This is a genomic window from Flavobacterium sp. FlaQc-57 (assembly GCF_044007395.1).
Classification (GTDB): Bacteria; Bacteroidota; Bacteroidia; order Flavobacteriales; family Flavobacteriaceae; genus Flavobacterium.
The window spans coordinates 193581-206004 of the sequence record NZ_JBIPDA010000005.1 but is presented as its reverse complement, the minus strand read 5'-3'; the positions used below and the strand labels follow the sequence as shown (position 1 = coordinate 206004).

The 12424-nt window shown below is 32.8% G+C and carries 10 protein-coding genes and 1 tRNA gene; 7 read left to right on the top strand and 4 right to left on the bottom strand.

Going from position 1 to position 12424, the window contains the following annotated elements:
- The first annotated feature begins 24 nt into the window (after positions 1-24).
- The 7 genes from panB (at position 25) to ACHRVZ_RS16340 (ending at position 9463) form a co-directional block, all read left to right on the top strand.
- Positions 25-843, top strand: a complete 819-nt coding sequence (panB, locus tag ACHRVZ_RS16370) for a 3-methyl-2-oxobutanoate hydroxymethyltransferase (protein WP_395423896.1) — start codon at positions 25-27, stop codon at positions 841-843.
- A gap of 111 nt (positions 844-954) precedes the next feature.
- Positions 955-1305 (top strand): four helix bundle protein, encoded by a 351-nt coding sequence (locus tag ACHRVZ_RS16365; RefSeq protein ID WP_395423893.1) that lies wholly within the window; start codon positions 955-957, stop codon positions 1303-1305.
- A 58-nt stretch (positions 1306-1363) separates the two neighbouring features.
- On the top strand, positions 1364-2053 hold the full coding sequence (locus tag ACHRVZ_RS16360; RefSeq protein ID WP_395423890.1) for an RluA family pseudouridine synthase: 690 nt from the start codon (positions 1364-1366) through the stop codon (positions 2051-2053).
- Positions 2054-2127: 74 nt separating this feature from the next.
- Positions 2128-3456 (top strand): aldehyde dehydrogenase, encoded by a 1329-nt coding sequence (locus ACHRVZ_RS16355; RefSeq protein WP_395423887.1) that lies wholly within the window; start codon positions 2128-2130, stop codon positions 3454-3456.
- 122 nt (positions 3457-3578) lie between these two features.
- Positions 3579-4367: a hypothetical protein gene (locus ACHRVZ_RS16350; RefSeq protein WP_395423885.1), complete on the top strand. Its 789-nt coding sequence runs from the start codon at positions 3579-3581 to the stop codon at positions 4365-4367.
- Between the two features lie 94 nt (positions 4368-4461).
- On the top strand, positions 4462-8514 hold the full coding sequence (locus ACHRVZ_RS16345) for a PAS domain S-box protein (RefSeq protein ID WP_395423882.1): 4053 nt from the start codon (positions 4462-4464) through the stop codon (positions 8512-8514).
- A 94-nt stretch (positions 8515-8608) separates the two neighbouring features.
- The gene (locus ACHRVZ_RS16340) at positions 8609-9463 is read left to right on the top strand and encodes a neutral zinc metallopeptidase (protein WP_395423880.1); all 855 of its coding nucleotides are present in this window, start codon (positions 8609-8611) and stop codon (positions 9461-9463) included.
- 284 nt (positions 9464-9747) lie between these two features.
- Here ACHRVZ_RS16340 and ACHRVZ_RS16335 read toward each other — a convergent pair.
- From ACHRVZ_RS16335 to ACHRVZ_RS16320, 4 genes are all read right to left on the bottom strand, one after another.
- Positions 9748-9821 (bottom strand) — tRNA-His (locus ACHRVZ_RS16335).
- An 88-nt stretch (positions 9822-9909) separates the two neighbouring features.
- A complete protein-coding gene (bshB1, locus tag ACHRVZ_RS16330) occupies positions 9910-10626 on the bottom strand; it encodes a bacillithiol biosynthesis deacetylase BshB1 (RefSeq protein ID WP_395423878.1) in 717 nt (238 codons plus the stop codon).
- A gap of 105 nt (positions 10627-10731) precedes the next feature.
- Positions 10732-11796 (bottom strand): chorismate-binding protein, encoded by a 1065-nt coding sequence (locus ACHRVZ_RS16325; RefSeq protein WP_395423876.1) that lies wholly within the window; start codon positions 11794-11796, stop codon positions 10732-10734.
- Positions 11797-11801: 5 nt separating this feature from the next.
- The gene (locus ACHRVZ_RS16320; RefSeq protein WP_395423875.1) at positions 11802-12233 is read right to left on the bottom strand and encodes a PaaI family thioesterase; all 432 of its coding nucleotides are present in this window, start codon (positions 12231-12233) and stop codon (positions 11802-11804) included.
- Positions 12234-12424 lie beyond the last annotated feature (191 nt).

Genomic DNA, 12424 nt, shown 5'->3' with positions numbered 1-12424 from the left:
TCATAAAACTAAAACTCACTTATAATGTCAGTTGCAAAAAAAGATTATAAAAGAATCACTACAAAATCATTAATCGAAATGAAAAGCCATGGAGAAAAAATCTCTATGCTTACTGCTTACGATTATACTATGGCAAAAATTGTTGATACTGCGGGTGTCGATGTCATTTTAGTAGGCGATTCAGCATCAAATGTTATGGCGGGTCATGAAACGACTTTGCCTATTACTTTAGATCAAATGATTTATCATGCTTCATCTGTAGTTCGTGCTGTAGAAAGAGCATTAGTTGTAGTAGATTTACCTTTTGGAAGTTACCAATCTGATCCAAAAGAAGCTTTGCGTTCTGCCATTAGAATCATGAAAGAAAGCGGTGGACACGCTGTAAAACTTGAAGGAGGAAAAGAAATTAAAGAATCTATCAAAAAAATATTAAACGCAGGAATTCCAGTAATGGGACATTTGGGTTTAACTCCACAATCAATTTATAAATTTGGGACTTACAGCGTTCGTGCAAAAGAAGATGAAGAAGCTGAAAAACTAATTGAAGATGCAAAATTACTTGAAAAAGTAGGCTGTTTTGCTATCGTTTTAGAAAAAATTCCTGCTGATTTGGCACAAAAGGTTGCTGAAAGTATTTCGATTCCTGTTATCGGAATTGGTGCCGGAGGCGGTGTTGACGGACAAGTTCTTGTTATTCACGATATGTTAGGAATGAACAATGAATTTAGCCCACGTTTCCTGCGTCGTTACTTAAATCTATACGATCAAATGACAAAAGCAATTGGTCAATATGCTGCTGATGTTAAGTCTAGCGATTTCCCTAATGCTGGGGAACAATATTAAGTTTAGACTTGCTTAGATTTCTTAGATTTTAGACTTCTTAGATTTTTGTTCTTTGAAACTTAAAACAATCTAAGAAGTCTAAGTCAGTCTAGAAATCTAAACATCTAAGAAATGCATCAATTTAAAGAGCTTTTAATTTGGAAAAGAAGCAGATTGTTTTGTTCTAAAATTTATAATGTAACCGCTAGTTTTCCAAGTGAAGAAAAATTTGGAATAACAAATCAACTACGAAGAGCTTCTGTATCTATTCCTTCAAACATAGCGGAAGGTTCTTCAAGAAACTCTAATAAAGATTTTGCTCGTTTTTTAGAAATTGCAATTGGATCTGCATATGAAGCTGAAACACAACTCTTAATTTCATCTGACTTGGGTTTTATTAATGAAGAAAAAACAACCGAATTAATAAACATGTTAGAAGAAATCACTAAAATGACATCCAGATTTAGAGCAACTTTACTCTAAATTTCAATCCACAAAATCTAAGAAGTCTAAGTAAGTCTAAAAATCTAAAATGTCTAATATGAAAATTCTTTCCAATAAAAACAATCTCCAAATATTACACGAAGACAATCATATTATTGTGGTAAACAAGCGTGTGGGGGATATTGTGCAAGGAGATAAAACGGGTGATAAACCATTATCTGATGTTGTAAAAGAATATATTAAAGACAAATACAATAAACCTGGTGATGTTTTTCTGGGTGTGATTCATCGTTTGGATCGTCCTACAACCGGAATCGTAGTTTTTGCCAGAACAAGCAAAGCATTAACGAGAATGAATGAAATGTTCAGTAATCGTGAAACGCAAAAAACATATTGGGCAGTTGTGAAGAATAAACCTCAGGAAAAATCTGCAAAACTCGTTCATTATCTAAAAAGAAACGAAAAGAATAACACTTCAAAAGCACATTTAAAAGAAGTTCCGGACAGTAAACTGGCAAGTTTAGATTATACCGTTTTTAAAGAACTTCAAAATTATGTGGCGCTGGAAATTAACTTACATACGGGTCGTCATCATCAAATTCGTGCACAATTGGCTGCCATAGGATCTCCAATAAAAGGGGATTTAAAATATGGTTTTGACCGTAGTAATCCTGATGGCGGAATTCACCTTCACGCTCGTAAATTAGTTTTCATTCATCCTGTATCCAAAGAAAATATTACAATTGTTGCGCCAACTCCAGATGAAACCATTTGGAACGCTCTGTGATTTTATGATTAAATTGTTAAAATTTTAAAAATTATGATTTAACTTGCATAGAGAAAAAACAAGTTAATCTTAAAATGGACTACAAAAACGACATCGGATACAGAAAAGAAACGCTAAAGAAATTATTGTACAACATTCAAAAAAGCGAAGATTTAATTGTAAAAGCTTTGTACGATGATTTTAAAAAGCCAGAATTTGAAGCTGTTTTAACCGAAACGAATTATGTCATTTCGGATTTAAAAGACACCATTAAAAACATCAATAAATGGGCGCAACGAAAACGCGTTTTACCATCATTACTTAATTTTCCTTCAACTGATTATATCTATAAAGAACCATACGGAAACGTTTTGGTTATTGCTCCCTGGAATTATCCTTTTCAATTGGCTTTATGCCCTTTAATTTCTGCCGTTGCCGCAGGAAACAGAGTCGTTTTAAAACCATCAGAGCTTACTCCGCACACCTCTGCAGTAATTGCGAGAATTATTGAAAAAACTTTTCACGTTAATCATGTCGAAGTCTTTGAAGGAGGCGTAGAAGTTTCTAACAAATTACTCGCACAACGTTGGGATTATATCTTTTTTACCGGAAGTGTTGCTGTTGGTAAAGTTGTCGCCAAAGCCGCTGCCGAAAATTTAACTCCGGTCACTTTAGAACTTGGTGGAAAAAACCCTTGTATTATTGACGAAACTGCCAATTTAAAATTAGCTGCAAAACGTATTGTCTGGGGAAAATTCATTAATGCCGGTCAAACTTGTATTGCTCCGGATTATATTTTGGTTCAGAAAAATATGAAAGTTAATTTCGTTTCTTTTTTGATCGAAGAAATTATAAAAGCGTACGGAAAAAAAATGGAGAAATCTCCTGATTTTGCCCGTATTATAAATACTAAAAACTGGGTCCGACTGGACAGCATGATTGAGCGCGAAAAAGTAATTTTTGGTGGAGAAACTGATGCCGAAAAGCTTTTTATTTCTCCAACACTAATTGAAGAACCTGCTTTAGACAGTCCCGTCATGAAAGAAGAAATATTTGGTCCTATTTTACCAATTCTTATTTATGAAACCGAAGCAGACATTCAAAACGTTATCAGTCGTTATGAAAAACCTCTCGCCTTTTATGTCTTTAGCGAAAATAAATCTTTTGCTAAAAAACTCATCGAATCGTACTCTTTTGGAGGAGGCTGTATAAATGATACAGTTGTTCATTTTTCTAATAAAAGACTGCCTTTTGGAGGAGTTGGTCATAGCGGTATTGGCGCCTATCATGGTCAGTTGAGTTTCGATATTTTTTCACATCACAAAGCAGTCGTAAAAAAAGCCAACTGGCTCGATCTTCCTATGCGCTATGCGCCTTACAAAGACAAACTTACATCTCTTAAACGTTTATTAGACTGGATTTAATATTAAAAACAATTTCGTAATGTTTTGTAGATTTCCGTACGGAATTGATTAAAAATATTATATTTACGTCTCATTCATTCTACTAAATCATTAGAATATAAAATAATTTTACCTATTAAAAAATGAAATCTACTCTTGATCAAATCAAAGACATTAAAAATCATGGTTATGCACTGGATTTTTCAAATGTTTTTAACCATGCTTTTGAAAATTACAAAAAAATCGCTCTTTATGCAGGATTAATGATATTGGTATTTTCAGTATTCTTTGGTTTCATCGCTTACGCAATTTTAGGCTCAATATTTGGTTTAGACAAATTGACTAACGCAAACCTCCTGAGCATTAAACCTGAGCATTTATCTCAAATTCACTTGATTTATTATATTGCCGGATCGGCATTTGTCTCTGCACTTTTTAGCCCTTTTACTGCAGGATTTTTAAAAATGGCCGATTGCGCAGACAAAGACGAAGAATTTAAAGTTGCAACAATATTTACATATTACAAAACACACCATTTTTCGCAAATCTTTCTCGCGACTTTCATTATTTCATTATTTAGTGTGGTAATAACATCCTTTTTAGAAATTCAAAAACTAAACAGTCTTGGACTAATAATTTCTTTAATCATCTCTTTTTTTACGTTTTTAACCATTCCGCTTATTATTTTCGGAAATCTAAGCGCAATTAACGCAATAAAGTCAAGTTTCATAATTATCGCAAAACAACCCATAGTGTTATTAGGATTAATGATCATGATTATTGCCGCTTATGTTGTTGGTCTTTTAGCACTTTGCATCGGATTAGTCTTTACAATTCCGTTTACTTACTCGATGACTTACGCGATATATTGTGCCATTTTTAATATTGATAAAGAAGATCCTATTGATTCTATCGGACAATCTGATTTTTAACATAATAGAAAATCTCGAACAAAAACGAGCCTAACCTACTCTACCGAAATTTTCACAAAACTAATTAGTAAACCAAACATATCCCCAAAAATCTATGGTAGAAAACTATAGTAATTTCAATTCGTTGATTTCAGGAATTGCCATGCTTGGTAATACCCTGAAGTCAATTATTGCGAATTGGTATGTTTTCACTACAAACTTATTTTTTTTCAACAATCCTAAGCTTATTGTCTTAGGATTGGCCTTGTTTGGCTTTCTAACGATTCTTGTTTACCAATTTTTTAAAATCAAAGCAAGAATTGGTTATTTTATCGAAAAAAAACCCGAAACTGAAACCGAAAGTCGAGAGTATCAACTCTATATTTTGTTTTTTGGTATTGCCGTTATTCTGATAGAGATCATTAATGAAATTTTTAAAATCAGACCAAAAAGCCTATTAATCCAAAATGTATCAATAGGTTTTGCAGTGCTTATTATTTATTTTGCAACCGACAAAATAAAATTTATACGGGATAGAATTCAGTCTATTTTCATATTCTTTTTCTTTGTTTATATGTTTTATATTGGATACAATATCACTCATTTATCTAATGATGTTGTGCCAATAATTGTCTTTTTAATCTCCTTTTATTTTTCTTACAGCATCTTAAAACCTATTAAAATTTATTGGTTTTTTATTGGTCTGGTTTCTATCTTTCTGCTTTCTACAGTTGCTTTTCATTTGATTTCCATAAAATCATCTGTTCTATTAATCAATTTTTGTATTCTAATTTTTATCATCAATCAGGTTAAATACGCTGTATTGTTAAACACTCGTGATAATTACAGATTTACAAACGAAATCGTACACAAAGGAAATTCGCTCACGATAGCAACCAACAACAAAAATGAAGTATTATTTTGCAGTGAGACCATCACCTCAATATTAGGTTATTTACCTGATGAAGTAATGGGATTAAAGTTCTGGAAACTGACTAAAGAAATTGACTTTCTTGAAAACATTGATAATTTAATGCATGAAGAAAACAAACTTTACATCAGGAAATTAAAAAGTAAAAACGGCGAGTTCAAATACATTCAATGGAAAGATAAAAAGTTCTCCGATAATTTAATTATCAGTATTGGTCAAGATGTTACAGAGCAGATTAACGTTCGGGATCAATACAAAAACCTGATTCAAACCGCAACTGATATTATTTTTGAAATTGATGCTGACGGTTATTTTACCTTTATAAATGACTTTGGTTTTTCGATTTTAGGATATTCTGAAAATGAAATTATTTCGGAGCATTATTCTAATTTCATTCATGAAAAATACCAACGAAATGCCGTCGATTTCTATGAAAACTTAGAAATTAACGAAAATAATTTTCCAACAATCGAAATTCCGATTTTAAAGAAAAACGGTAAAAAAATATGGATTTCACAAAAGATCATTATTCGAAAAAATGATTTAGGCCAAACTATAGGTTTTGCCGGTATAGCCCGCGATATTACTGACATCAGGAACATTGAGAATGAGAAAAAAAAGAGACTGAAAAAAATTGAAGCACACAATAATTCGACCAGTAAATTATCTACTACAGACTTTAGTCATTATGCCAACTTAGATAGCGTCATCGATTTTATTATAAAAGAAGCTGCAATGGTAACCAGAACCAATCGTGTGAGTTTTTGGAAATACAATAAAGACTTAATTACCTGCAAAAATTTATTTAGCGTTGACAATCAAAACCTAAGCGACAAAAATACTCTGGATAAAGAATCATACCCCATTTATTTTGAAACGTTAAAAAACAAAAGCATTATAAATGCTCCTGATGTTTTTACTAAACTAGAAACATCTGAATTCCAAAAACTTTATTTCACAAAAAATCACATCAAATCTATGCTTGATGTTCCCGTATTTTTAAACGGTCAATTGGCAGGTGTAGCTTGTTTTGAAAGTACGGAGGAAAAAAGAGAATGGGATAACGAAGACATTAATTATGCCCGAACCATTTCTGATATTATTTCGTTAGCCATTTCTTCGCAAATGCGTTTAGAAGCTGAGCGAAGATTAGAATTTAAAAGTCAGTTACTTTCAGCACTTTCACTTTGTACCGAGAAATTTTTATTGAGCAAAACTCCTCACGAAATGTTTCAGGAAACTTACGACTTAATAGGAAAAGCTGCCAGAGTCGATCATATGTATTACTATGAAAAAGACCTTACAAACAATACTGTGAGTCAAAAATACAAATGGTCGCGAAAAGGAATTGAACATCAAATAACCGACTTACAACAACTTACCCAAAATCATTTACACGAAATCTACGAGGCGGCGCTTAACAAAAAGATCGTTAACAAGCATACCCGAAAACTTGGAGACACTTTTTTTAAACAACTGTTAATTGACAATAAAATCAAGTCAATTTTGATTTTACCTTTATATATTGATGATATATTTATCGGATTTATTGGTTTTGATGATTGTACAAATGAAAGAAAATGGTCTGAAGAAGAGATTTACATCTTTCAGGTTTTAGCCAACAACATTTCATCGGCTCTGGAAAGAAATCGAAATGAAACTAAAATCATCGAAAGCGAGGAAAAATTCAAATTAATCGCCAATAATATTCCTGGTACAGTTTACTTGTCAAAATTTGATGCTTTTTCGACTAAAATTTTTCTAAATGACGAAATTTTAAATTTAACAGGTTACTCTAAATCAGAATTTATTGAGAATAATTTATCGTTTTTATCGCTTATTCATCCTGACGATAAAAATGAAGTAATCAATAACCAGATTAATAATTTCCAAAACGGAAAGGCGCTTCATAATGTATACCGTATTCAACGAAAATCTGGAGAGTATATCTGGATAGAGGAATTTGGAGATGTTATTAAAAAAGGGGATGAAATTGAATTTGTGGGCGGAATCTATTTTGATATTACAAATAAAAAAGAAACTGAAGATGCAATAAAAGCAAAACAACTGGCAGAAGCCGCAAACAAATCAAAATCAGATTTTTTAGCAAATATGTCGCATGAAATCAGAACGCCTTTAAACGGTATTATTGGTTTCACACATTTATTGATGAAAACGGAGTTGGGAGAAATTCAGGAAAAATACATGACCACTATTAATCAATCAGCACATTCTTTGCTTGAAATTATTAATGACATACTTGATTTTTCTAAAATTGAAGCCGGAAAACTGGAGCTTTTTATTGATTTATACGATATTAAAAAAGTGCTTGGTCAGGTTTTCGACTTAATTGTTTACGAATCCAATCAAAAAAATTTACAATTAGAATTAAATATAGACCATGATGTTCCTAAATACATTTGGACAGATATCGTAAGAATCAAACAAATCTTAATCAATTTACTCTCAAATGCGGTAAAGTTCACTGATGAAGGCTCTATCAAACTAAATGTTTCTGTTTTAGAAAAAAGCAAAAATGATAATTGCGCTATTCGATTTTCAGTAATCGACACTGGAATCGGAATTCTCGACAAAAATCAAAAGAAGATTTTTAAAGCTTTTTCACAAGAAGATAGCTCTACAACGAGAAAATTTGGAGGAACCGGTTTAGGGCTAACTATTTCAAATCAATTGTTAGCTTTAATGGAAAGCCGATTACAACTTGAAAGCAAAATAGATATTGGAAGTAATTTTTATTTTGATCTAAATTTAAAGACAAGCAATCAAAGTATTAACGAAAAATACAACGCCGAACGTAAAAAAATCAATCTCGAACTAATTTCAAATAACATAAATCCCGCTCATAAAAACATTACCTTTTTAATAGTAGAAGACAACAAAGTAAACATGTTACTTTTAAAAACCATTGTTAGAAACTTGTATAGTACGGCCTACATATATGAGTGTGAAAACGGGTATGAAGCTGTAACCCAATTTGAAAATATAAATCCTGATCTTGTATTTATGGATATTCAAATGCCAATTATGAATGGTTATGAAACTACCAGAGCCATAAGAAACACAACTATCGGAAAAGAAATCCCGATAATTGCCGTAACCGCAGGTACAGAAAAAGAAGAAAGAAACAAATGTCTGGCTGCCGGAATGAACGATTATATTTCAAAACCAATAATGAAAGGCACTGTAGAAGAAGCTTTGACCAAATGGTTAAAATAGTTAAAAACAAAATTACATCTGGTAATGTGTTATTCTAAAAAAATCTATAAATTCGTACTAAGATAACACACAATCAACACAAAAACAGCAACCTATGAAATGGAAAGGTACAAGAGAAAGTGACAATGTCGAAGACAGAAGAGGAATGTCCTCAGGAGGAAAAACCATTGTAGGCGGTGGAATCATCGGTATTATTATTTTATTAGTAAATGTTTTTGGAGGAGAAAATGCTCAAATGATAACTCCAATTCTGGAACAAATGCAAGGTTCTCAATCAAATCAAACTGAAGCCGCTGCCCCATTAAGCAAAGAAGATGAAGAAATGGGTCATTTTGTTAAAACTGTTCTGGCAAAAACAGAAGACACTTGGGACAAAAAATTTGCAGAACTCGGAATGACCTATAAAAAACCTAAATTAGTTCTTTTTAGAGGTTCAGTAAATACAGCTTGCGGTGGTGCATCATCAGCGTCTGGGCCTTTTTATTGTCCGGGAGATCAAAAAGTATATATGGATTTAGGCTTCTTTGAAGAACTTAAAACTAAATTTGGTGCCGAGGGTGGTGATTTCGCTATTGCGTACGTTATAGCGCATGAAATAGGCCACCACATACAAACCTTACTTGGAACATCGGCAAAAATGCGACAAGCACAAGAAGGTAAAAGCGAAGCCGAAGCCAATAAACTTTCGGTTGCTCTGGAATTACAAGCTGATTTTTATGCAGGAGTCTGGGCTCATGACAACCAGCAGTATATTGAAGCCGGTGATATCGAAGAAGCCTTAAGTGCTGCTCATGCAGTTGGTGACGACGCCATTCAAAGCAAAATGCAAGGACATGTTGTTCCGGATTCATTTACACACGGTACATCTGAACAAAGAATGTACTGGTTTAAAAAAGGCTATAAAACAGGAGACATCAATCAAGGGAATACTTTTGACGAAATAAGATAATTCATTAACCAAACTATAATAACCAAATGAAAAACATGACTTAACGGTCATGTTTTTTTTTGGCTCTTATCATTCCAAGAAACTAAGAATCTCCGCAATCAAAACCGACAATAAAAATTAAAGCTAATCTTTAACGAGTTCCTTGCGGAGATTCCTCGTTCCTTGGAAAGACAAAAAAAAAAAAAACAACTGGCTTAAAAGTCATTAATCTCAAAAAACTTATGAGGCCCAAAAAAAGCGCATAAAAAAAGCCTTGAATTTCTTCAAGGCTTTTAAAAAATCTGGGTGGCTGACCGGGTTCGAACCGGCGACCCTCGGCACCACAAACCAATACTCTAACCAGCTGAGCTACAACCACCATTTTTTCTTTGCGAGTGCAAATATATAACAAAGGTTTACTTCTACAAAGGAAAAACTGAAAAAATTTCATCAAAAAATAAAAAAAATTAAATCAAATCACTTAAACTATTGATAGCCAAACACCTTTCAACAGTGAAACCTTCAGCAAAATCTTTACCAATTAACCTTCCTAAATCCTGCGCACGGTAATTTAAGCTTTCTAAAAAGTTTTTACTTGTAATTGGCGTCGCAGGTTCTTTTGAACTTGCATCATAAAATTGGGTTTTATAAGCCAAAACTGCCTCTACCTTCTTTTTTTCGAAACCAGTAATATCTACTACAAAGTCCGGCACAATGTTTTTCCATTGAATGTAGTGATAAACAAACTTAGGTCTCCATGCCTCTTGATTTACACCATCAATAGATGTTTCGATTTTCATTAAACCAGATAAGAAGCAAGCATCAGAAACTAATTTACTTCCTTTTCCATGATCAATATGACGGTCATCGATAGCATTGCATAATACAATCTCGGGTTTATATTTTCGAATCATCTTAATAACTTCTAACTGGTGCTTTTCGTCATTTACAAAAAAGCCATCACGCATCGCCAGATTCTCACGAACCAAAACACCTAATATTTTTGCAGCGTCTTTTGCTTCCTGATCTCTGGTTTCAGCAGTTCCGCGCGTTCCTAATTCTCCACGCGTCAAATCAACGATTCCTATTTTTTTACCCAGAGATACTTCTTTTAAAATTGTCCCGGCACAACCCAATTCTACATCGTCCGGATGTGCACCAAAGGCTAATATGTCTAATTTCATAATTTTATTTTCAATTTCAATGTCAAAAATCAATTTCAATAACAATTCTAAAATCCAAACTGATCTTTTATCTATTTTCTTTATTCTATTTTCTTTATTCTATTTTCACTTTCTCAAAACCTTTTTCATTGTCATTGATTTATTGACACTTTCCTCCCATTCTTTTTCAGGGATACTTTCTTTTGTAATTCCACACCCCATGTATAAAACAGCAATTTTATCTTGAATTTGCATACTACGTAAATTTACAAATAAATCAGAGCTATTACTATTATTTGCAAAACTGCTATTTAACTCTCCTAGAAAACCGGTATAAAAAGTTCGGTCGTAATTTTCGTTTTCGATGATAAATGCTTTTGCTTTTTTCTTTGGCAAACCACAAACAGCTGGTGTTGGATGTAACGTATCAATAACTTCTTCTAAAGTAGAGTTTTCATTCAAAACCCCAGAAATATCCGTTTTAATATGCCAAATCGATCCGGCTCTTAAACTATAAGGTTCTGTAACAACTACAGACGAAGCCACTTCACGCAACCTTTTTACAATAAAATCGGTAACATATTGCTGTTCGTCTTTTTCTTTTTGCTGCCATGAAATTTCAGTTTCTAAGTTAGCTTTTTGAGTTCCTGCTAAAGCGGTCGTTTCAAAAACGTTCCCACTTGCTTTTAATAATTGTTCAGGAGTTGCTCCCATCCAAAGTCCAATCTCGGGATGAAAAAAACAGTACGAAAAAGTAGCAGGGTATAAATGAATCAATCGCTGAAAAGTCGTACTGAAGTCAAAATCTAACAAATCAACTTTTTCACTTCTCGATAAAACAACTTTTTTGAATTCGTCATTTTTAATTGCTTCAACTCCTTTTTCAACCAAACTTTCGTATTGATTTTTAGCTTCAGCATCAAAATTCAAATCTTCAGTTTCAATTGGATCAAAATCGACTTTTGTTTGTTCGGCACTTATAATTTTCGATTCGCTTTCAGGAATTAAAATCAGTTGTTTTTCATCAAAAGAAGCAAAGACAAAACCTCTTTCACTGTAATCTGAAACGGTATACAAAGAAGCATCTTGCTGCAAAAAAGCAAAAATACTAGACGAATTAGGTTTAGAGTAAATTACAAAAGGTAAGTTTTGCTCTCGGTGTTTTTTTATTGTAGAAAAAAAGTCATTCATATTTTCTATTCTGTTTTCTTTCTATCCAAAACCATATTAGTCAACTTACAAAGTGAAATCAAGTTTCCGGCTTCATCCGTAATTTTAATTTCCCAAAGATGTATACTTCTTCCTTTATGAATAATTCGCGCTGTTCCAAAAACCCAACCTTCGCGAATACTTTTTAAGTGATTTGCTGATATCTCAATTCCTCTAACTTCCTGTTCTTTTGGATCAATAAAAAAGAAAGATGCTGCACTGCCTACACTTTCAGCCAAAGCAACTGAAGCTCCTCCATGCAATAACCCCATTGGTTGATGAACGCTTGGATTTACAGGCATTTTAGCTGTTAAAAAATCTTCTCCGGCATCAATATATTCTATTTTTAGCGTTTCCATCAAAGTGTTTTCAGAAAACTGATTGCAACGCGCTAATATTTGCTCTTTTGTGTAATTCATTAAAATAGGCTTTAAAATCGTAAAATTAAAGAAAAGAAGAGATACAAATCAGAAAATCCAATTCTAAATTAAAAATCATTTATGAACCTGTCAGTTTTTTGTTATTTTTACAAAAACAATCAAATACAATCTGTCGCCAAAATCTTTTTATTTTCGTCACAGATTGCACAGATTTACATGGATTATTTATT